Here is a 22,115-nt window from a genome sequence, read left to right as displayed (position 1 = left end):
ACCATGAAAAATATATTTATTATCCTTATTGCTGCCCTGATGTTAACGGGGTGTAAGGAAAACCAGGATATTACGCAATTTGACCTGGAACAACGGATGATCTATTTCGGATCCTCTACCTATGATGATGGTTTGCCTCCTTATGACACCACCATGAACTATACATTTGCCATGGATGAGCTTGGGTTAACCAAAAAAAGATTGGCCATTCCGGTTCGGGTCATGGGAACTTCACCAACCGAAGATCTACCCTATACCGTTTCAATTATTGATTCACTATCTAAAATTAAAGCCAGTGACGTCAAGATTGAACCGGCAATCTTTCACGCCGGATTATTTGTGGACACCTTATACGTTGTTGTGAACAAAACAGAACAAATGGCAAACCAGGTGTTGCATTTTACACTGGAAGTTCAAGAGAATGCACATTTCAAAAAAGGCCTGGGCGATAACGTAAAACTCAAAGTTAATGTTTCGGATATGTTGACCAAACCGACATGGTGGGAGAAATTCAGAGCCTATTTCGGTCCGTATCATAAGGAAGTGTATCAACAATGGATACAAATCTATCCACTAGGAGTGGATCCAACACCAAATATTATTACCGGAGAGCCTTATTTATACTGGGGAAGAATGCCAGATGATGCGAATTTCTTGGCAAACACCTATCCGGTCCTATATACGCATATCCGCCAATTGAAGCAATACTTTGAAGACAATGTCGTACACCCAGGTGGAGACACCTCTTTGCCACGTATTAAATTACCTTAATAGATTCAAAATGAAAACGAAATATATCTTATTCTCCATACTTCTATTGATCTGTTACGCTTGTTCCAAGGATTCTGGGAACTATGATTATTCGGAAGTGAATAAATTGACAGTTGTGGACACCGCAGGTACACCGATAACCGAAAAAACCTATGATTTGATGGCCGGTGACACCATTGATATCCAATTGAAAGTTTCCGGTACGATGCCGGATTTTGATCCGACAAAGGTCAATTTTACCTGGGTGCTAGGTAAAGATACCATCGCCAAGGGAACAAAAGTGTCTTTTAACAGCAGTATGTTTGCTGGGGGTGCGAATGTGGTCATGATCCGAGCTGTAGACTATATGACCAATGCAGAGTACCTGTATACAATCAATGTCAATGTAACCCGCGGAATAACCCGTGGAATTATGATCCTAGCAGAAGATGCCGCAAAGAATGGTGTGCTTTATCTGAAATCAAGCCTGACGACAACATCTAAATTATTGACTTACAGTGCGCTTGGTAAAAATGATGAATACCCCATTGGCGCAGAACCCTTGAATGTAGAGCTGATTTACTCTGGCGGTAGATACCCATCATTTGCATTGAGCAGCAAAAAAGGAGACTATGCCTGGATGCTGGTGGATCTGCCGACCATGACGCCAACCAAATTGGTCAGTAGAAAGGGAACGGGGATGAATGGCGGAGACCTGAATATCACCTATTACAAGAATTTCTGGAATGAGATTAACGGAAGCGGGTACATGGTAGAAAACGGGAAGGTCCGTTATTTAGCCAATGGGTACCTACGTGGAGATGTCTATGCCGGAGCTGACAATACCTATGATTTTGGAAAGGGCAATATCGCCTTTACCAACTTCAATCAGATTAAAGGAACTGGTTTATTAGGCTTTGATGAAAATAGCAAGCGTATTTTACTGATGCAATACAATGGTTCTACCCCATTTGTTTTCCCAAGTGTATCGCAAACGCTTTCCAGTGATCCGATCGAGGGCGTATCGTACTGGGGATCCGGAAGTGACCAGGATTACGGAACGGGCTATGCGATTCTTTTGAGAAACGGAGATAAAATATCCAATTATCAAACGATGAATGAGTTCAATTGGAAAACCTATCGATATGAATGGACCAAGTTCAAAAAAGTAGGTGAAGGAACGGTTCCCAATGCGGAAAAAGCAGTTGATATTCGATTCAACAGGTGGAATGCCTACTTCTATTATGCCGTAGGGAGAACAATTTACCGATTGCCATTTGCTAGCGTTACTCCTTCTGCATACCTGACATTGCCAGACGACGGCTCAGGTGATATTGTCGCTTGGAACTTTGATCGCGAGGAAGCGAAAGCGAATCACCAGAACATCGCCATCGCTACTTACAACCCCAATTCAACGAAAGAGAAAAAAGGCTCATTCTACCACTATTCCCTTAAACCAGATGGTAAGGGACAACAGGTAACACCAATTTCCTCAGAACTCTACAAGATTGATAAAGCGGTTTCCGTAACGTTAGGTGTGGAATTATAACAAGACATAAACTATATGATGATGAATATGAAAAATATATTAAAAATGCTGTGTGCAGCAATGGTGTTGCCAGCGGTTGCTTTTAGCCAGGAATCTAGCTATGTACTGGAAGGAAAAGCTCCGGAAGGGTTGAAGAAAGTGTATCTGACGTATTATGATTTCAACACCAATGAACCCGTCATCGACTCTGCGGTGGTCAATAAGGGGAAGTTTGCCTTTGCCGGTGAATTCGGTGGTGCTTCCTATGCCGGTCTTTATTTTAGAAATGATTACAAAGCGGATAAATCCAAAGATCCTGTAAAGGAATTCTGGTTCTTTATGAACGAAGGGAAGACCGTGGTCGATGCGACACAGGGACGGACCGCTAAATTAGTGGATGGATCACCATTGGTAAAAGAATATATCGCTTCGGAAGCCGCGATGCAGAAAGTGCGTGAACAATTCAATGCCAAGGAATATCAAGCCAATGTGCTCCTGATCGACAGTTTACAGCTCCAAGTCAAAAAATTGCAAGCGAAACAACGAGATTTAGAAGCACAATGGGAAGCAAAAATGGCTGAAAACCGTCTTGACTTCGTGAAGAAAAATCCAGATAATACCTTGAGTTTGGTGTACTTAGAGGGGTTGGAACAAGCTGAGGAACCGAAATACGATATCGACGGCCTTTTCAATAGCTTATCTGAACGTATCAAGACCTCATCGCGTGCAAAACGCTTCCAGGCTACGCTTCGTGCCAGAGCATTGGGCGTAGGTGGAACTGCATTTGATTTCCAACAGAATGACCCGAATGGGAAACCTGTTAAATTGTCCGACTTCAAAGGCAAATATGTATTGATTGACTTCTGGGCTTCATGGTGCGTTCCGTGCAGAAAGGAAAATCCTCATGTCGTAGCAGCGTACGAAAAATATAAAGGCAAGAATTTTGAAATATTGGGCGTTTCCTTAGATGCCGATAAGGCGAGCTGGTTAAAAGCTATCAAGGACGACGGCCTGACCTGGACCAATGTATCCGATCTGAAGGGCTGGAAAAATGAGGTCGGCGAACTGTATGCCGTGAAGGCTGTTCCTTCCAACTTCTTGATTTCTCCGGAAGGAAAGATCCTGGCGAAGGACCTGCGTGGTGATGCGCTGATCCAATTCCTGGAAAAGAATCTATAATATTTAGGTCACACCTAACCTTAGTTTGTTGTTTATATGAGATGCAAGCCGCTACTTTCGGGTAGTGGCTTCTCTTTTTTGCACAGCCTTTGTGGCAACATGACTTATTGATTATCTTTGCCTTTATGGTTCGATATGCGGCATTAGCGTCAGGAAGTAATGGGAATAGCTATTTTGTAGCAAAAGATGATACAGCGATCCTGGTGGATGTGGGTATCAACAATAAGCACCTGCACCTGCGGATGGCTTCCCTGCAGATCAATCCGGCGTCCATTAGTGCCATTTTCATTACCCATGAACATACGGATCACATCTGTGGTCTTTCGGTTTTTGCCAAGCGCTATCAAATACCGGTCTATATCACCCGTGGCACTTACGAATCCTCCCGACTGCAACTGCCCGATTATTTAGTGAATTTTATCAGTCCAAATGCTGCGGTAACCGTTGGTTCACTGACGGTATACGGTATTCCGAAATACCATGATGCCAAAGAGCCGTGCAGTTTTCTGGTTTCGGATGGGCAGATCAATGTTGCCGTAATGACCGATCTGGGGCGTGTATGCGACAATGTGAAGAAAGCCATACGCATTGCTGATGTCCTTTTCCTGGAGGCCAATTACGACGAAGATATGCTGCGCAATGGGCGGTACCCCTATTACCTTAAGAATAGGATCAGTGGGGGTTGGGGCCATATTTCCAATGCGGCATCCGTAGCGGCCCTCATAGAGAGCAAAAGTAATCGACTGAAACACGTCATATTGGGTCACCTTTCGGGGGAAAACAATACGGTGGGGTTGGTCGAGGAAGTATTTGCCCCGCATTGCACGGATGTAAAGATGTCGGTCGCCAAGCGGACCGAACCCACGTCGCTATTTGAGATCAGTTTGATGCCAATGCCGGAACTCCATGTCGAAACATTCCATTATCAATCCATAGAGATCATTTCCGTAGGGTAACCCCTAAAAAAAACTTACTCCTACATCGGGGAATGATGCGGAGTAAGTATATAGCCGTTTTATTTTAAAGGGAGGGATTTGCTAATTGTTTATCAAATTGCGGATGGAACTCACCGGAATGGCTTCTTTGATGACCATCTGCAGGTTTTTCTGTTCTTGCTGGTTGTAATAGAAGGACTTGGTCAGCGATACGATGCCCGCAATATTGCCCTTGCTATCGAATATGGGGCCGCCACTGGAACCGGCTGCATAATCGGCCGTTATTTCCATCTTCCTGCCCATAATGCCGAAATCATTTTCCGTCATCCTGGCCACGCGCCCCGTGCTATAATAGTAATAATACCCGCGTGGATGTGTTATGGCGAATACACTCGCGCCAGCCTTCAGGTCCTGTCCCAAGGGGATCGCCTGAATTTTCTTGCCTTTCGTATTGGCCTTGATGATCGCAATGTCCGCTTCCTTGCTGTAGCTGACAACAGAATCAATCGTCAATATATTGCCTTCATAATCCGAAAGGATCAGGTGGATACTGGTGTCCACTTTGCTGGGATCGCCACTTCCCAGACCCAATTCGTCGATCATGTGACTATTGATCAAAAAGTAGCCATCCTCCGAAATGGGGAAGGCCGTGCCTGAGCCATTGATCTTCATCTTTCCCGCCCGGGCGGATTCATAGACCTGCAAAAACATGTATACCATGGGCATACGGTTGGCAAAGAGGTCCTCAGGCGATAATTCCCTTTTCTCCGCTTCACGCGTTTTAAAGGTGATCTTGCGGTTGTTCTTATCCTCGTGAAATGTCGTGTACAGTTTGTTGATGTCTTCCATCTTTACCAGTCCGGTATTGACCTTCTCTTCCAGGTTCTCCAGCATTTTGGTGGAGTTGATATAAACCTGTGCACGTACATGTGAAACAATAATCGATAAAGTAAGTGCAAGAACAATTTTTAAAGATTTCATTTCCATCGGAATCTAATTAGTTAATAAATGCTTTGATAACCGAAACAGGAATCGCCTGTTTGACTACCATTTGCAGGTTCTTATAATTCTTCTGATCATAGTAGAACGATTGCGTCAAGGACACCATACCCGTGATGTTTCCTTTGTTGTCGAAAATAGGTCCGCCGGAGGATCCACCTGCATAATCGGCAGAGATTTCCATTTTCCGGGAATAGATGTTATCGCCCTTTTGAAGCATTCTGTTGATCATCCCTGTGCTGAAATAGTACAGGTAGGCTCTTGGATGGGCAATAATAAACACATCCTCGCCAACATCAAGGTCATTTCCCAATCGGAACGCCGTGATTTTTTTGCCCTTTGTATCGGCCTTTACGATGGCTACATCGGCCTGCGCATTGTACGTACATACGGAATCAATGGGTAGGATATTTCCGTCATAATCTGCCAGGAAATAATAATGTTCCCTGTTTGCAGCCTCCGGATCTCCGGAACCCGCATCCCACAAGGCTGTCATATGTTCATTTAAACTGAAATAACCATCTTCGGATATGGGGAAAGCAGTTCCTATATTTTCGATCATTCGCGCGCCTTGGCTGTTTAGGAAGACCCGAACAAAACGGTAAACATGGGGACGGTTCTGCTTGAAAAGCTCATTGCGGGATAATACCTTTTTGCTGGGCTGTAATGTTTTAATCGACACCTTTCTGTTTTCCCGATTCAGGTGAACCGTTTCATAGAACTTGCCGTAGTCCTCCAAATTAAATTCCGGTGAACGTACCTGTTTCACCAAATTCATAAATAAGGCATCCTCGTCCATGTATTCCTGTCCATGAGAAAAGGAAACACAGCACAGGGCAAAACTCAATAGAAATAAGATTTTCTTCATGTTTATAATCGCATTGTAGAAAGAAGACGGGTCGAGGGGGATATTGTCCCGACTGTTTCCCAAAGAATTTTATGGGAGTCGCTAGGCTATCCATCCCAACTCCGTGGTTACGCTTTGGAAATGCTGTATAAATGCTTTGTACATCTTTTTTTTCTATGTTTTTGAAGCATTTCATCGTGTCCTTTTTTAGCAGCTAGAATTCAGAATAGGACTTGATGATTTTATGGTTTTTGTAATCCGCTGATTTACTGTGTGTTCTAGGTGAGTTGTTGGGGTTTTGTCCGAGGTGCATTCGAGGTGCGTCCGAAGTCCAAGCGTGGTGAGAGCGTGCTATAGACACGCTCTCACCACGCTCTCACCACGCTCTGACCACGCTCACACCTCGGACAAGGTCTAGGTCAATTGCTGAAAATCAGGGGATAATAAACGACCAAAAAGAAAGGCCAACCGTATATGGTTGGCCTTGGTGTTTTATCCTAAAGTGAGGGATTACCCCGTTGTCAATTCCATCGCGAATAGCGTGGCGATGTGCTGTTTAAGTTTTGATTTTACCTCTTCCATATCCAACTTCCTACCCAGCTCACGTTCCATGGATGTTACATCTTTATCGTCGATGCCGCAAGGGACAATATTGCCGAAATAATTCAAATCGGCATTTACGTTGAAGGCAAACCCATGCATGGTGACCCAACGGGATGCCCGCACGCCCATCGCACAGATTTTCCGCGCTTTCTCATTGTCGGGATCCAACCAAACACCCGTATAGCCGGGATAGCGACCCGCTTCGATGCCGTAATCCGCTAATGTCAGGATGATGGCATCTTCCAAGGTGCGCAGGTAGAGGTGGATGTCGGTGAAAAAATTGTCCAGGTCGAGGATGGGATAGCCAACGATCTGTCCAGGACCGTGGTAGGTAATGTCGCCACCGCGGTTGATCTTATAGAACGTTGCTTCCTTCTCCTTCAGGCCTTCCTCATCCAACAGGAGGTATTCCATATGGCCACTTTTTCCCAAGGTGTATACATGGGGATGCTCGGTGAAGATCAGGTAGTTCGGGGTTGAGACCGAGGTATTATTTATTCTGTTGTCCGATTTAATGGCCAGGGTCTTCGCGAAAATCTCCTCCTGTTTGTCCCAGGCTTCCTGATAATCCAATAGACCCCAGTCTATAAATTGCACTTGTTTATTCTGCATGATTGGGTACTAGTAAAGCAAATTGTTGTACGGATAGCGTGCATTATGCATCTTGACGATGATCTCATAAAGCTTATCCTTAAATTCTTCGACGTTTATCTTATCGGTTGCCGAAATAAAGATGGCCGGATCGGAATTCTTGGCCATCCAGGAATTGCGGAAATCGTCCAGGGTAACCTTGATTTCTTCACCATCCTCATCAGTTTCCACAGGAGGCTTGTAGGCATCAATCTTATTGAATACGGTAATGATCGGCTTATCTACCGCACCAATATCCTTCAGGGTTTCATTTACCGCCCGGATGTGATCCTCGAAATAGGGATGTGAGATATCAACCACGTGGATCAGGACATCGGCTTCACGAACCTCGTCCAGCGTGGATTTGAAACATTCCACGAGGTGGTGCGGCAACTTGCGAATAAAACCGACCGTATCCGACAATAGGAACGGTAAGTTGTCGATAACGACTTTTCTCACGGTCGTATCCAACGTTGCGAAGAGCTTGTTCTCGATCAGTACGTCGGACTTGGAGATCATGTTCATGATGGTTGACTTGCCGACATTGGTATAGCCGACGAGTGCCACACGGATCATTTCTCCGCGGTTCTTGCGTTGGGTTTCGTTCTGTTTGTCGATCACCTTGAGACGTTCCTTCAAGAGGGAGATCTTGTTGAGGATCATCCGTCTATCACTTTCGATCTGACTTTCACCGGGTCCACGCATACCTATACCACCACGCTGCCGCTCCAAGTGAGTCCACATACGGGTCAAGCGGGGTAAGAGGTATTGCAGTTGCGCCAGCTCCACTTGGGTTTTGGCCTGCGCAGTCTTGGCATGCTTGGCAAAGATATCGAGAATCAGGTTGGAGCGATCCAATACCTTGATCTCGAAGTATTTCTCGATGTTTCGCAGTTGCGAGGGTGAGAGTTCATCATCGAAGACCACCATATCGATCTCTTCGGCCTTGATGAAATCCTTTATTTCGTCCAGTTTCCCGGAACCGACGAAAGTCGCGCGGTCGGGGAAGGATAATTTCTGTGTGAAGATAGCCTTGGTGATACCGCCAGCGGTAGAAACCAAAAACTCTAATTCTTCCAGGTATTCTTTTGCGGTTTCGTCTGAAACATCCGGGGTGATTACACTCACCAATACCGCCGTTTCAGGTTTTATCGCCGTGTCATATATTTTCGTTCTTGCCATTCAGTATGTTTGATTTTAGAATTAACAGCTAAACGAACCGAAAGGTTTATGCTGTTATGCTGTTTATTTCGGAAACAGGTGTACAAAGGTACGGAATTTACGAGATTTTGTCCCAAGAAATAGCTGGGCTACTTCTGTTTAGATAATGTGCGAGGCGTTGATGCTGTTCCTGCAGGAGATTGGGGTCCTCTTGGAAGATCTGGATGACGAGATTGCGGGCTTCTGCGAGAATCGCCTGATCCTTGGCCAGGTCAGCGATCTTCATTTCCAGTACACCGGATTGCTGGGTTCCAGAAAGGTCGCCGGGACCACGCAATTGCAGGTCAACTTCAGCAATTTCGAATCCATCATTGGTACGCACCATCGTCTCTAAACGCGTGCGGCCTTCCTTGCTGAGCTTATTGCTGGACATGAGTACGCAGAAGGACTGCTCGGCACCACGTCCAACCCGTCCGCGCAATTGGTGTAACTGCGATAGGCCGAAACGTTCGGAATTCTCGATCACCATCACGGAGGCATTCGGAACATTCACCCCAACCTCAATCACCGTCGTCGCCACCATGATCTGTGTCTCGCCCTTGACGAAACGTTGCATCTCGAAATCCTTATCCTTGACCGGCATCTTCCCGTGCACAATGGAAATCTTGTAATTCGGGAGGGGAAATTCCCGCATGAGGCTTTCTAATCCTGCCTCCAAAAACAGCAGATCCATTTTTTCACTTTCCTTGATCAGCGGATAGACGATGTACACCTGTCTGCCTTTGGCAATTTCTTCTCGCATGAATCCAAAAACTCGGAGCCGTTGATTTTCGAAGAAATGGACGGTTTTGATGGGTTTTCTGCCCGCAGGGAGCTCGTCGATAACGGAAATGTCCAAGTCTCCGTACATGGTCATGGCCAAGGTCCGCGGGATGGGGGTTGCGGTCATCACCAACATGTGTGGTGGAATAACGTTCTTGCGCCATAGCTTGGCGCGCTGTTCCACACCAAAGCGATGCTGCTCATCGATCACCACAAAACCGATGTTCTTAAACTTCACTTTGTCCTCGATCAGGGCATGCGTACCGATCAGGATGTCAAGTGTCCCTTCCTCGAGTTCCTGATGGATGATGCGTCTGGCTTTTGCCGGGGTGGAACCCGTCAACAATTTGATGGTGCAGATATCTTCGCCCAGAAGTTCCTTTAACCCCAGGTAATGTTGGGTAGCAAGGATTTCCGTGGGAGCCATCATGCAGGCCTGAAAGCCGTTGTCAATGGCCAAGAGCATGCTCATCAAAGCGACTACGGTTTTTCCGGAGCCCACATCTCCTTGTACCAAGCGATTCATCTGCGCACCGGTATTGCAATCGGTGCGTATTTCCTTGATCACTCTTTTCTGTGCATTCGTCAGGGGAAAGGGTAATCTTTCCGTGAAGAATGCATTGAATTTCTCGCCGACTTCAGTAAAGCGATGGCCTTTATATTTTTGGGTATTGAGTTGCTTGTTCCGAAGCAGGCGCAATTGGATGAAGAACAGTTCTTCAAATTTCAATCGACGGATCGCCGCGTGCATAAGCTGTTCATTCTGCGGAAAGTGGATATTGAGCATGGCCTGCTGGTATCCCATTAATTTTTGGCGTTCCAGCAAATGAGGTGGCAGGGTTTCCTGCATCCCCCGCCATACCGTTTCCAGGGCAACCTGTTGCAGCTTCTGTATACCCTTGCTGTCGAGATTGAATTTCTTGAGCTTTTCCGTGGAAGAATAAACAGGCTGCATCGTCATATTCCCGATCCGCTTCTCCTGTTGCTGATAGCGTTCCATCTCCGGATGGGTAATGGAAAGCATGCCGTTGAATTCGGAAGGCTTTCCGTAAATGATATAGGCTGATCCTACGGTTAAGCTTTTTTTAATAAAGGATAGACTCTGGAACCAGACCAGCTCCATGATACCAGTGTCATCCTTAAATGCCGCAATCAAGCGCTTGCCGCGCTTTTCACCAACTTCCTTCAGGCTCATGAGCCGACCGAGTACCTGTGCACCGATCATATCGGGATGCAATTCTCGAATCTTGTGGAATTTGGTGCGGTCGATGTAGCGAAAAGGAAATACCTGAAGCAAGTCCCCAATGGTGAATACCTGCAGCTCTTTTTTGAGTACATCGGCCTTCTGAGGGCCTACACCTTTTAGATATTCTATGGGAGTTGCTGTAGATAATTCCGCCATGCGCTAGATAACCCCACTAAATTAATAAATTTTGGGAGAACTTGCCAAGGGCGAGTTGGTACAACTGGATTTCTACCTATGGAAACATATTGATGTAGACCAATTCAGCCTTACCTTCACGACATTGGACAGTCTGTGGGGGCATCTCCATCTTGCAGTCGGAAACAATATTGTATTTGATGTTGTATTCCTTTTGGCCATCGGTATACTGTTTGACCAGATCCAGGAATTCGGCTGTATCCAGCTTGAGGGAATAGGGGATATAGCCAGTAGGTCCACCGCAAGCTTTGCTGCCAATTGCCGTGAATTTCCATTCCTGCTCATCCGTGCAGGTTTCTGAATTTGAAAGGTCTATGATTTTTTTATAGAGTAAGCTCAACTCGTGCTCATCCTGACTTTGCAGATCGTTCATTTCCCCTTCGCTGCAGGCGGTAAATAGGAATATCCCCGCCGCTAATACATACATTAGTCTTTTCATAACGTTAGTGTTTATTAAAAGTATGAACGATGTTGGGGAGGAAACCGCTACAAATGAACGGGCTTTGACAGGAAGAAGAAGCTTAAAATAAGCTGATTATGGTAGATTAAGGAAGATAGCAGGTCCTTCTGTAAACGCAAATAGTTAAGCCTTCCAATATAGTAAAGACACCTATTACAGTGGGAAAAAACCTAAGGTTAGCATCCTCCATGCCCACCCTAGGTCTTAATTCTTAATACTAAGTACTAACTACTTAAAAGCAATTACCGAGATCTCCACATTCACTTCTTTAGGGAGGGTCTTAACGGCGACACATTCACGTGCGGGTTGGTTCTCTTTGAAATATTCGGCATAAACTTCATTCACAGTGGCAAAATAGTCCATACTGCTCAGGAAGATGCTGGTCTTTACGACGTCGCCATAATCGTATCCGGCATGTTTAAGAATGGCACCCACATTTTTAAGGACCTGGTGTGCCTCATCCGCAACACCCGTACTGATCAATTCCATGGTTTCTGGAATGAGTGGAATTTGCCCTGAAACGTACAGGGTTCTATCAGCCTTTACGGCTTGGTTATAGGGGCCAATGGCTGCCGGTGCTTTGTCGGTGTTTAAGATTTCTTTTTTTGACATAGTATTGTATTCAAATTGTTTCGTATCCTGCAGGATCTGCATGTAATTTTATGGATCATCCAACGTTCTGTAGTCGAAGTTCGTAAAATTATGTTGACTAATATACGATTAGGTGATTGGATTTTCAACAAAAGCGGACAATAAGTAAATTGCGATATGAAAAGCAAAACGGCCTATATAAACGGTATCATCTATACCGAATACCAGCGATACGAACAGCATGCGCTCCTGATCGATGACGATAAGGTTGCGGGCATCGTTCCTCAGGATGCGGTCCCTGAATCTTATGTCACTGTCGACGTGGAAGGGGCAAACATCTGTCCGGGATTGATCGATCTGCAGATCTATGGGACTGGCCAGGATCTGTTTTCTGCAGATCTGACCAAGGATTCGATTGCAAGGATTGAACAGCAGTTGTTGCAGCAGGGCTGTACCGCATTTAACCTGACGTTGGCCACCAACACTTTGGATGTATTCCGGGAAGCCATTACCGTGTATAAGGAGGCTGCACCAAAGGTTTCCATGGGATTGCACTTGGAAGGGCCTTTCCTGAATCCCATCAAACGCGGTGCCCATCCTGCAGAGTTGATCAAGAAAGCAAGCATTGGATTGTTGTCGGATGTGCTGGAGGGGAATGAGGAGTGGGTAACCATGATGACGATTGCGCCGGAAGTGAATGACCAAGAGTGTATCGATTACCTGATCGAACGGGGGATATTGGTTTCTGCTGGACATTCGGCAGCAACCTATAAAGAAGCAACCTTGGCCTTTGATCATGGGGTCCGTACCGTGACGCACCTGTGGAATGCCATGTCCCCGCTACATCATCGGGATGTTGGGCTGCCGGGAGCTGCCTTTAACCATGATGAGGTGTGTGCCTCCATTATTGCCGATGGGGTACATGTCGATTTTGAGGCCATTCGCATTTCCAAGGAAATGATGGGCGAGCGGCTATTCCTCATTACCGATGCGGTTGGGGCATGTGAAAAAGGAATTTACAAACATGTGCTCAATGGAGACCATTTTGTACTTCCCGATGGCACGCTGTCGGGTTCGGCAATGACCATGCTGGGTTCTGTCAGAAATTGTGTGCAAAAAGTGGGGATTCCACTCGATGAAGCCCTCCGTATGGCGATCCTATACCCAGCACGGCTGATGGACCGCCACGATATCGGAAACCTGAACAGCGGATCGATTGCCAATGTGTTGTTTTTCGATAACGAATATCAGGTGAAACGTGTTCTTTTTCAGGGGGAACAGGTCGTTTAAGTGATAAAGAAGACTAATAATTAACAGGTTAATGCATAAAAACGTAGTTTTGTGTGTTAAGAAAAAAGATATGATGAGAAGAATGATTCAATTCTGTTTGTTTTTCGCATGTGTGCTGATCATAGCATCATGTGGCTCTAAAAACAAACAGGGAAAAGTATTGCAACAACCAAATCCCGTGGCTACCGAAACACAGGTAGAGAATCCGAAGACAGCCGAAAACGGTAAAGAACAGAAGAAGGAAGCACCAAATAAAACCAGCAAAAAGGTAGAAGAGAAGAAACCTGTGGAGAAACCTGCCTTTCGGGCCAATTTACCGAAAGCCCCTCGGGAATTCCGGGCTGCATGGGTCGCTACTGTAGCCAACATCAACTGGCCATCAAAAAATAACTTAAGTACCGAGCAGCAGAAACAAGAGGCAATCCGCCTGTTGGATTTGTTGAAGGACAATAATTTCAATGCCGTGATCTTTCAGGTGCGTCCTTCAGCCGATGCCTTGTACAAGTCAGATCTGGAGCCTTGGTCGTATTTCCTGACTGGAACAACCGGAAAAGCGCCAAGCCCGTATTACGATCCGTTGGAATTCTGGGTAGAAGAAGCGCACAAACGTGGTTTGGAACTGCATGTTTGGCTCAATCCATATCGTGCACATCACAGTAATGGGGGACAGGTCACCAGTGAATCCATGGTGCGTAGATCCGGAGACAATGTGCTCCGACTGCGCAACGGTATGTATTGGTTTGATCCATCTAGTCAGAAAACCCAGGATCATGCTTCTGCCGTGGTTCGTGACATCGTAAAACGTTACGACATCGATGGCGTGCATTTTGACGATTATTTTTACCCTTATGCCACCTACAATGGCGGCGCTGATTTTCCCGATGATAAAACATGGGGAGAATACCGCAGAAGTGGAGGTTCGCTATCGCGTCCTGATTGGAGACGTGACAATGTCAATAAATTCATCAAACGCGTCTATGCTGAAATCAAGGCGGAAAAACCATTCGTAAAGTTTGGTCTGAGTCCTTTTGGAATTTGGAAGCCCGGCTATCCTGCAGGGATCACAGGTTCCTCCCAATATGATGAGCTTTATGCCGATGCGAAACTATGGCTGAACGAAGGCTGGATCGATTATTTTACGCCGCAGCTTTATTGGCCTATTGACCCACCGAGACAGAGTTTTACTGCTTTATTGAAATGGTGGCAATCGGAGAACAAACACAATCGCCATCTTTGGCCAGGATTGAATACCGTGGAAGTACGTGCTGCAAACCGTGCGGAGGAAATCCGCAGACAGATTGCGGTCACACGCAAAGTGGTGCCGAACAGTGTGGGTGCTGTGCATTGGAGTATTGCGGGTTTAACCAAAAATCCGGTGCTCTTGAAATCCCTGCATGAAGGACTTTATTCGCAAAAAGCATTAGTGCCTGCGTCTCCATGGTTACCGGCAAATCCGATTCTGAAACCAACTTTATTGTTGACAAACCAGAGCAGCAGTTTATTCGTGAAATGGTTACACAAGCAGCCTGAGCAGGTTTTCAAATGGGTAGCCTATGCTCGATACGGCGACACTTGGGATATGCAGATTTTCGATGCGCCACAGACCGAATGGAGCGTGCCGAAAACGAAATATGGACATAAATTAAACGCAGTGGCCATCAAGCCTATCGATAGATTGGGTAATGAAGGCGATTACGCAGGGGAAGAAGTGGAATAACCCTAAAAAGATAGCGCAGGGTTTGAACCTGTTTTGGGAAAAGGCAGAAAGGATTGTATTCATTTCTGCCTTTTTCTTTACAGATCGATTTTCCCCTTTATTCTGTCACTTAAATGTTACTTAAATGTGTATGATTTACACTATATGGTGCAATCGTTTGCGTGCTTAAACGCTTTAAATGGCTAAATTTCAAGCATTATTGCTTTATAAGTACGGGCTAATCAGTTTTACTGCTTTCCGATTTATGCGTGTTTTGTGCGTGTTTTTGCCCATAAGCCTTTAATTTCCGATTTTGATTGCTTTATTATGCGTTATTTGTGCTAATTTTATCTCGATTTCCAGAAATAGCCACTGTTTAATCAAAAGATAATTTAATGGGAAACATCTATACCATCGCCATATTAGCCAGCTTACTGTTAACGAACAGTTGTGGCGTTTCCAAAACACCTAAAGCACAGGTGCAAACCAGTTCGGATACTTCTGTTGTTGCTTCAGGGACATTGATTCCTGCAGCTGATCAGCTTTCCGCCTATTTGCCCCTATTGAAAGGGAAAAAGGTTGGATTGATGGGTAACCAGACTTCCGTTGTTGGTGCAGGAAAAGAGCACTTAGTGGATGTGCTTCTTCGCGAAAAGGTAGACCTTAAATTTGGTTTTGCGCCGGAGCATGGTTTCCGTGGCGATATCGAGCGTGGGGAAAAGGTGAGCAATGATGTGGATAGCAAAACCGGATTGCCCCTGTTCACCTTATATGGTGGTAATGAAAAGCAAGATTCCATCGTGCAATCCATCGATGTGATGATCTTTGACCTTCAGGATGTGGGCGCACGGTTCTATACTTATATCACTTCATTGCATCGCGTAATGGAATTGTGCGCGAAGCATAATAAAGAATTGATCGTCCTGGACCGACCGAATCCATGCGGCGACCAGGTCGATGGACCAGTCCGCAAGGATGATAAATTCAAATCCAATGTATCATACCATAAAATCGCCATGATCCACGGTCTTACCGTAGGGGAGTTGGCGAATATGATCAACGGCGAAAAATGGCTAGAAGGCGGGAAGCAATGTAAGGTGACCGTAATCCCTGTGGAGAACTACACCCACAGCAGTATGTACAAACTCCCTGTTGTTCCATCGCCAAGTTTACCGAATCATCTCTCCGTTCGTTTATACAGTTCGTTATGTCTTTTTGAAGGGACGGATATTTCTGTCGGCCGCGGAACGGAATGGCCATTCCAGGTTGTAGGGTATACCAATCCTGTTTATGGTGACTTCAAATTCACACCAGGTGAAAAGGCCGGGATGAGCAAACATGTGGAGGGCAAGAATGAGGTCAATTATGGACTTGATCTTCGTGGCCTGAACGCAGATGATCAGAAATTCACATTAGAATATATTTTGTACTTCTACAATAAGATGCCAGATAAAAGCAAATTCTTCGCACGGCCAGAGTTCTTCGATAAATTGGCCGGCACAGATGAATTACGAAAACAGATCCTCGCAGGCAAAACCGAAGCGGAAATTCGCAAGAGCTGGGAACCTGAATTGGAGGCGTACAAAAAAATGCGTAAAAAATATTTGATCTACCCAGACTTTGAATGAAAAACAAGCATGTGAAGGCTCAATTTAAATTGGGCCTATTCGCATATCAGGCCACGTGATGTGGTAGGGGGATCTAGGGGTATATAAAAAACAACGGTTATCTTGATTATGAGCCTGAAACCGGATTATGATAAACAAATTATTAATTATTAATCAATAAGCAATGCGAAGACTTCTACTCTTTTCTCTCGCTCTGGGCTTGACGATGCCGACTTATGCTTCTTTCAGTGGAAGTACTGGCAACTCAGCACTAGGAAACTACGCTGGATGGACAAAAGCTTCATCAGTCCTGCAAAATACCGTAACAGGTACAGTTAGCGGACCTGATGGACCAATTGCCGGCGCTACTGTTTCCGTAATCGGTACTTCTGTGAAGACAGCTACCGATGATGCAGGTAAATTCACCATCAATGCAGCAGTAGGTTCGAAATTAAGAATCTCATTTGTGGGTTATGAATCCACCGAGGTTACGGTTACCGGTTCAACGGTGAACGTGACGTTGCAATCTTCCAGTGATGTACTGGATGAGGTTGTCGTGGTAGGTTATGGTGCACAAAGAAAAGGAAACTTGACTGGCGCAGTTTCCACCATTTCTGTAAAGGACAACTTGGAAGGCCGTCCGATTGCGGACATTGGCCGTGGTATCCAAGGTACAACACCGGGTTTAACGGTGACCGTACCTAGTGGCGAGGTCGGTTCCGACCCGACCATTAAAATCCGTGGTGCCGTAGCGTCCTTACAAGCTGCCGGAAATCCATTGATTTTATTGGATAACGTGGAGATCCCAAGTATTCAATATGTCAATCCCGATGATATCGAATCCATAACCGTATTGAAAGATGCTGCTTCGGCATCGATCTATGGTGCTAAAGCAGCATTCGGTGTGATCTTGATTACAACAAAAACAGGTTCTAAAGGGGAGAAACTGGATATTACCTATTCCAATAACTTCTCTTTCCAAAACCCATACAAGCAATACGAAATGGGTGGTATCAATGCGTTGAAATATACCAAGGATGCCATGGAGCGTGTTGGTTCCAATATTTCAGGGGCATTTTATTATGTAACGCCTGAAGGATATGAATTGGCAAAACAATGGCATGATACCTACGGGAATTCCATTGGTAAAGATGATCCAACGGTTTACGGCCGTGACTGGATCGTTGATCCTACCAACGCATCCCGCAAGATTGGTTTGCGTACCTACGATCCTTACGATTATATGGTACGTGAATGGGCACCGACCATTACCAACAATGCGGCCTTCAATGGTACGGTTGGAAAAACTAAATTTACGGCTACCTTTGGTCATATCGCACAGAGCGGTATGTTGAAAGCAGGCGACTCAGATAAATTTAAACGCTCAAATGCAGCTGTGCGTTTGTCAACGGATGTAAATGATTACCTGACTTTGCGTGCAGGAGCGATGTTCTCCCAACGTAAGAAATTATATCCATACGCCACGAACTCCACGACGGCCGATCCATGGTACTACATGTACAGATGGTCTTCCGTTTATCCAATGGGTAATGATGAGCACGGAAACCCAATCCGTAGCCCATGGTCGGAGTACGAAGCGTCCAATGAAGCATCCATGAAACGAAACTACATCAACCTGAATGCAGGTGCGACCGTTAAAATGACAAAGAATTGGAGCTTAGATGTCGATTATAACTTTACCAATGAAGATTACGATTGGTTCAGACCAGGAACACGCTTTACAGCTGCGAACAGCTGGATTGCTCCTGTATTGCGTTTGGATGCGCAAGGTAACCAAGTATATGTGGATAACACAGGTGCTGTTGTTAGTGCCGGAGCGCCGGGAGCAATGCCTGCATACGATTTGTTGAATCAAATGTATACGTCTCCAGGTTCCAACCCTGACCACGTCTATGCCCGTGCAGCGTATGAATACAAGCACACCTTAAATGCTTTCTCAACTTATAACCTGAACCTGGAAAATGGCCATGACTTTAAGTTTATGGTCGGTTCCAACTTGGTCTCAGACTATGGTAAATACAACTGGACACAGAAAACAAACCTTTTGGATATAACCAATCCACAGTTTGACCTGGCTTCAGGAACTGTGACCGGAAGTGGTGGTACGTTCTGGACCAGTCAGGTAGGTTTCTTTGGCCGTGTGAACTACGCCTATAAGAACAAATACCTTTTCGAGGCCAATGCGCGTTATGACGGATCTTCGAAATTCGTAGATGAATTGATCTGGAGATGGTTTACTTCGGCATCTGCTGGATGGGTGGTATCGGAAGAAAACTTTATGGAATGGGCTAAGCCAGCCTTGTCACACTTGAAATTCAGAGGATCTTACGGTGTGATCGGTAACCAAGCAGTTCCACCAAGTTTATATACACCGAATATGTTCCCGTTTGAAACAACGTGGATCGGAGGCTCCAATAAATACTATGCGGTACCTACGCCAACATTCAGTCTGCGGGATATCTCATGGGAAGATTTGGAAACGATCGACGTGGGTGTGGATGCTCGTTTCTTGAACAATAAGTTGGGGTTTGTATTCGATTATTACGTACGTAACACCAACCATATGTTTACCGGCTTTCAAGGTACAACCTGGACGATCGGTGGATCAGCTCCTCAAGGAAACTTCGGAACATTGAAGACCAAAGGTTATGAGGTTGCTGTAGATTTCAATCACCGTTTTGAGAATGGATTGGGTATCAATGCCCGCGCAAACTTTGATGATGCGGTGTCCAGATTCTATAACGTAACGACTTCTCGCTTAACGGGTTCCTACTATGATGGTTCAGCTTATGGAGATATCTGGGGTTATGAAACAGATCGTTTATACCAAATGGATGATTTCAACCTAGGTGCAGATGGCAAGCCTGTTTTGGTCAACTTGACAGAGGATATGACCAAATATTATGGTCGTGGTGATGGTAAAGCATACCAATTGAAAGATCCAAATGGTGTTTATCAACCGTTCTTGGAGAGCACAAATACATTTAATTTCGGTCCTGGTGACGTGAAATTCAAAGATTTGAACGGTGATGGTGAGATCGATAATGGTGATGGTACCGTGGATAACCCAGGTGACCGTAAGATCATCGGTAACTCAACCCCTCGCTACAACTACGGTTTACGTCTTGGTGCAGATTTCAAAGGATTTGATTTCTCGATTTTCCTTCAAGGAACAGGCCAGCGCGCAATCTGGGGTAGTGGTGCATTAGCGATCCCTGGTTTCAATACAGCGGATGGTGCGATGCCAGCAACTTTCGTGGATGATTATTGGACAGCAGAAAATACAGGTGCGTTTTACCCTGCAGCGTTCAATAACGCAGGTAGCAACGATGCCAATAATATGCAAGTACAATCCAGATACTTATTGGATTTATCCTATACACGTATCAAGAACATTACTTTGGGTTATGTTTTCCCGAAGAGCTTTATCGCTCCGGCAAAATTGTCAAACGTACGTATCTATGTAGCGTTGGAGAACTTCTTCACATGGGATAACTTGAACGGACTTCCGATCGATCCAGAAGTGGTTTCGGGATTCTCCATGTTCAATGAGGATAACTACAACGGTAGCAGAACGGGTGTAGGTACGCCTACCTTCAAAAGTGCTTCATTTGGTTTGCAATTAAACTTCTAATTCTAAGACAATGAAAAAATTATCATATTTACTTATCGGTTCTGCCCTGCTTTTCAGCAGTTGTGAAACGCTTTTGGATAGGCCAGATCTGAATTCCATGGTGGATACCGAAAACACCTACTGGAGAAATGAGAATGACTTGCGTCTCTTTGCCAACGATTTTTACACCAACTTCTTTGTGGGATACAATACGGGCTTTGGAACGGCATACGCTCCGCTAACGGGTTATAACTTTTCGGATGATTTAACATCCGAAAACCAGCAATTGGCCTTGTTATCCAACATCCCGACAGGTTCGGGCGGTTCGAATTCCAAAACGCCTGCTGTGTTGCGTGCCGAGCACCCAAGTACCGATTGGAACTTTGTGTGGATCCGCAAAGCAAACTTGATGCTGAACCGTATCGAGACTTTTTCGAAATCGAAACTCACTGAGGATGAATACAAACACTGGACTGCAGTTGGCCGTTTCTTCCGTGGATACGACTACAGCCGTATGGTGAGCAACTTTGGCGATGTTCCTTATTACGCTGAAGAAGTGCAGCCTAGCGATTTCGACGCGCAATATAAAGACCGTACACCACGTGGTGAGGTTATGGACCATGTCTATGAGGACTTCAAATACGTGTTGGCGAACATGCGTGAAAACGATGGTGTGGGCAATGTAAACCGTTATGCAGCCGCAGCTTTGATCTCCAACATGATGTTGTTTGAAGGTTCATGGCAGCATTACCACAACCTGGATAAAACACGCGCCAAGAAATATTTGGAATTGGCTCGCGATGCAGCGCAATATGTAATGGATTCCGGAAAATTCAACTTCGGTGCGGATTTCAAGAGCTTATTCGCTTCTGAAAGTTTAGCAAGTAATCCAGAAGTTATTTTCTTCAGAACATACGATGACGCATTGGGTATCAGACACGCTGTCGCATCGTACAGTAACGGTACGGAAAACCAACCGCGTTCAGCGAACCTGAACCTGATTGAATCCTTCATCTGTAACGATGGTAAAACTTTCCAGAGCTCTTCCGTTGAAAATGCGGATAACTTCCGCTTGAAGGAATTGGTGAAAACACGTGACCCACGTTTTGAAGCTACCTTTATGGATACGGTAAATGCACCTGCTGTTGGTACCTTGGTATATGCACATAAATTTGCAGGTCGAGAGGCTTTGACATTCCTGAACTCAGGACAAGCTTATCCTGCGAAGTGGGCATCCAATACCAACACCAACGACGCGCCTGTGGCTCGTTATGCAGAGGTTGTGTTGAACTGGGTGGAAGCGAAACAGATCCTTGCTGAGTTTTATGGTGGCGCAGCGGTTTCCCAAGGCGACTTGGACCGTTCCATCAATGCGATCCGCTTGCGTCCGTTGGATGCTGCTGCTGTAGCAAAAGGCGTTAAGCAAACCGCACCATTGCTATTGGGTGAACTTCCGGTAGATCCGAACAAGGACGCTGATGTCTCACAATTGATGTGGGAAATCCGCCGGGAGCGACGTATGGAATTCGTATTCGAATATGCACGGATCCAGGATATCCGCCGTTGGAAAAAGTTGGATTACCTGAATTTCACCAAAGACAACTATAAGTTGGGTTCATGGGTGATCGGCGTTCGTGATTTTGGCGACAAGGCGAATCCGGGCAAGATCCTTGCAGCCTTCAAAAATAGATTGCAGGTGAAAAAGGCCAATGGCTCGATCGTTACCTATGACGGTACAAACGATGCGGAAATGGAAGGTTTCTATGTGGTTAGAAACTTCACGAACCGCCTACCGGTACAACCTAAAAATTACCTTTCTCCTGTAAGTGTAGGCTTGGTTCAGGCTTATGCTGACCAAGGATATACATTAACACAGACACCAGGTTGGTAGTCGAATGAATAACATTGCAAAAGGTCAAGAAATTGACCTTTTGCTTTATAA

The 22,115-nt window shown here is 45.4% G+C and carries 16 protein-coding genes; 9 read left to right on the top strand and 7 right to left on the bottom strand.

Annotation, left to right across the window (positions count from 1 at the left end):
- Window positions 1-3: 3 nt before the first annotated feature.
- The 4 genes from G6N79_RS02445 to G6N79_RS02430 all read left to right on the top strand — a co-directional run bounded on the left by G6N79_RS02445 (window position 4) and on the right by G6N79_RS02430 (window position 4,413).
- The gene (locus G6N79_RS02445; RefSeq protein ID WP_160003606.1) at window positions 4-771 is read left to right on the top strand and encodes a DUF4843 domain-containing protein; all 768 of its coding nucleotides are present in this window, start codon (window positions 4-6) and stop codon (window positions 769-771) included.
- A 10-nt stretch (window positions 772-781) separates the two neighbouring features.
- On the top strand, window positions 782-2,299 hold the full coding sequence (locus G6N79_RS02440; protein ID WP_160003604.1) for a PKD-like family lipoprotein: 1,518 nt from the start codon (window positions 782-784) through the stop codon (window positions 2,297-2,299).
- Window positions 2,300-2,326: 27 nt separating this feature from the next.
- Window positions 2,327-3,457 carry a TlpA disulfide reductase family protein gene (locus tag G6N79_RS02435; RefSeq protein WP_160003602.1) on the top strand — a complete coding sequence of 377 codons (1,131 nt, stop codon included), beginning with the start codon at window positions 2,327-2,329 and terminating at the stop codon, window positions 3,455-3,457.
- A 125-nt stretch (window positions 3,458-3,582) separates the two neighbouring features.
- Window positions 3,583-4,413: an MBL fold metallo-hydrolase gene (locus G6N79_RS02430; protein WP_103905009.1), complete on the top strand. Its 831-nt coding sequence runs from the start codon at window positions 3,583-3,585 to the stop codon at window positions 4,411-4,413.
- An 81-nt stretch (window positions 4,414-4,494) separates the two neighbouring features.
- Here the strand turns inward: G6N79_RS02430 and G6N79_RS02425 are convergent, their stop codons facing one another.
- The 7 genes from G6N79_RS02425 to G6N79_RS02395 all read right to left on the bottom strand — a co-directional run bounded on the left by G6N79_RS02425 (window position 4,495) and on the right by G6N79_RS02395 (window position 11,967).
- Entirely contained in the window at window positions 4,495-5,373 is an 879-nt protein-coding gene (locus G6N79_RS02425; RefSeq protein ID WP_160003600.1) for a S1 family peptidase, read from the bottom strand.
- A gap of 16 nt (window positions 5,374-5,389) precedes the next feature.
- Window positions 5,390-6,259: a S1 family peptidase gene (locus G6N79_RS02420; protein ID WP_103905007.1), complete on the bottom strand. Its 870-nt coding sequence runs from the start codon at window positions 6,257-6,259 to the stop codon at window positions 5,390-5,392.
- A 489-nt stretch (window positions 6,260-6,748) separates the two neighbouring features.
- A complete protein-coding gene (lipB, locus tag G6N79_RS02415; RefSeq protein WP_103905006.1) occupies window positions 6,749-7,453 on the bottom strand; it encodes a lipoyl(octanoyl) transferase LipB in 705 nt (234 codons plus the stop codon).
- A 9-nt stretch (window positions 7,454-7,462) separates the two neighbouring features.
- Complete coding sequence (gene hflX / locus G6N79_RS02410; RefSeq protein WP_103905005.1) at window positions 7,463-8,653, bottom strand: GTPase HflX; 1,191 nt, start codon at window positions 8,651-8,653, stop codon at window positions 7,463-7,465.
- A 97-nt stretch (window positions 8,654-8,750) separates the two neighbouring features.
- Entirely contained in the window at window positions 8,751-10,856 is a 2,106-nt protein-coding gene (gene recG / locus G6N79_RS02405; protein ID WP_103905004.1) for an ATP-dependent DNA helicase RecG, read from the bottom strand.
- Window positions 10,857-10,932: 76 nt separating this feature from the next.
- Window positions 10,933-11,334: a hypothetical protein gene (locus G6N79_RS02400; RefSeq protein WP_146060565.1), complete on the bottom strand. Its 402-nt coding sequence runs from the start codon at window positions 11,332-11,334 to the stop codon at window positions 10,933-10,935.
- Window positions 11,335-11,583: 249 nt separating this feature from the next.
- Window positions 11,584-11,967: a RidA family protein gene (locus G6N79_RS02395; RefSeq protein WP_103905082.1), complete on the bottom strand. Its 384-nt coding sequence runs from the start codon at window positions 11,965-11,967 to the stop codon at window positions 11,584-11,586.
- A 156-nt stretch (window positions 11,968-12,123) separates the two neighbouring features.
- Between G6N79_RS02395 and nagA the strand changes: the two genes are divergently transcribed.
- The 5 genes from nagA (at window position 12,124) to G6N79_RS02370 (ending at window position 22,064) form a co-directional block, all read left to right on the top strand.
- On the top strand, window positions 12,124-13,236 hold the full coding sequence (gene nagA / locus G6N79_RS02390; RefSeq protein WP_103905002.1) for an N-acetylglucosamine-6-phosphate deacetylase: 1,113 nt from the start codon (window positions 12,124-12,126) through the stop codon (window positions 13,234-13,236).
- A gap of 70 nt (window positions 13,237-13,306) precedes the next feature.
- Entirely contained in the window at window positions 13,307-14,953 is a 1,647-nt protein-coding gene (locus tag G6N79_RS02385; RefSeq protein WP_234993138.1) for a glycoside hydrolase family 10-like protein, read from the top strand.
- Between the two features lie 374 nt (window positions 14,954-15,327).
- Complete coding sequence (locus tag G6N79_RS02380) at window positions 15,328-16,560, top strand: exo-beta-N-acetylmuramidase NamZ family protein (RefSeq protein WP_103905000.1); 1,233 nt, start codon at window positions 15,328-15,330, stop codon at window positions 16,558-16,560.
- A 163-nt stretch (window positions 16,561-16,723) separates the two neighbouring features.
- Window positions 16,724-20,194, top strand: a complete 3,471-nt coding sequence (locus G6N79_RS02375) for a SusC/RagA family TonB-linked outer membrane protein (protein WP_103904999.1) — start codon at window positions 16,724-16,726, stop codon at window positions 20,192-20,194.
- Window positions 20,195-20,204: 10 nt separating this feature from the next.
- Window positions 20,205-22,064, top strand: coding sequence for a RagB/SusD family nutrient uptake outer membrane protein (locus tag G6N79_RS02370; protein WP_103904998.1), 1,860 nt, complete (start codon window positions 20,205-20,207; stop codon window positions 22,062-22,064).
- Window positions 22,065-22,115: the final 51 nt, after the last annotated feature.

The sequence above is a fragment of the Sphingobacterium lactis genome, assembly GCF_011046555.1.
In the GTDB taxonomy this organism is placed as follows: domain Bacteria; phylum Bacteroidota; class Bacteroidia; order Sphingobacteriales; family Sphingobacteriaceae; genus Sphingobacterium; species Sphingobacterium lactis.
The sequence above is the reverse complement of the archived record's forward strand: the minus strand, read 5'-3'. Positions and strand labels throughout refer to the sequence as shown.

Excerpts from the sequence above, each read along its gene's own strand:
- G6N79_RS02430 (WP_103905009.1), top strand. The coding sequence starts at position 3,583 with ATGGTTCGATATGCGGCATTAGCGTCAGGAAGTAATGGGAATAGCTAT.
- G6N79_RS02435 (WP_160003602.1), top strand. The coding sequence starts at position 2,327 with ATGAAAAATATATTAAAAATGCTGTGTGCAGCAATGGTGTTGCCAGCG.
- G6N79_RS02420 (WP_103905007.1), bottom strand. The coding sequence starts at position 6,259 with ATGAAGAAAATCTTATTTCTATTGAGTTTTGCCCTGTGCTGTGTTTCC.
- G6N79_RS02385 (WP_234993138.1), top strand. The coding sequence starts at position 13,307 with ATGATGAGAAGAATGATTCAATTCTGTTTGTTTTTCGCATGTGTGCTG.
- G6N79_RS02440 (WP_160003604.1), top strand. The coding sequence starts at position 782 with ATGAAAACGAAATATATCTTATTCTCCATACTTCTATTGATCTGTTAC.
- G6N79_RS02425 (WP_160003600.1), bottom strand. The coding sequence starts at position 5,373 with ATGAAATCTTTAAAAATTGTTCTTGCACTTACTTTATCGATTATTGTT.
- G6N79_RS02400 (WP_146060565.1), bottom strand. The coding sequence starts at position 11,334 with ATGAAAAGACTAATGTATGTATTAGCGGCGGGGATATTCCTATTTACC.
- recG (WP_103905004.1), bottom strand. The coding sequence starts at position 10,856 with ATGGCGGAATTATCTACAGCAACTCCCATAGAATATCTAAAAGGTGTA.
- G6N79_RS02395 (WP_103905082.1), bottom strand. The coding sequence starts at position 11,967 with ATGTCAAAAAAAGAAATCTTAAACACCGACAAAGCACCGGCAGCCATT.
- G6N79_RS02445 (WP_160003606.1), top strand. The coding sequence starts at position 4 with ATGAAAAATATATTTATTATCCTTATTGCTGCCCTGATGTTAACGGGG.
- nagA (WP_103905002.1), top strand. The coding sequence starts at position 12,124 with ATGAAAAGCAAAACGGCCTATATAAACGGTATCATCTATACCGAATAC.
- hflX (WP_103905005.1), bottom strand. The coding sequence starts at position 8,653 with ATGGCAAGAACGAAAATATATGACACGGCGATAAAACCTGAAACGGCG.
- G6N79_RS02375 (WP_103904999.1), top strand. The coding sequence starts at position 16,724 with ATGCGAAGACTTCTACTCTTTTCTCTCGCTCTGGGCTTGACGATGCCG.
- lipB (WP_103905006.1), bottom strand. The coding sequence starts at position 7,453 with ATGCAGAATAAACAAGTGCAATTTATAGACTGGGGTCTATTGGATTAT.
- G6N79_RS02370 (WP_103904998.1), top strand. The coding sequence starts at position 20,205 with ATGAAAAAATTATCATATTTACTTATCGGTTCTGCCCTGCTTTTCAGC.
- G6N79_RS02380 (WP_103905000.1), top strand. The coding sequence starts at position 15,328 with ATGGGAAACATCTATACCATCGCCATATTAGCCAGCTTACTGTTAACG.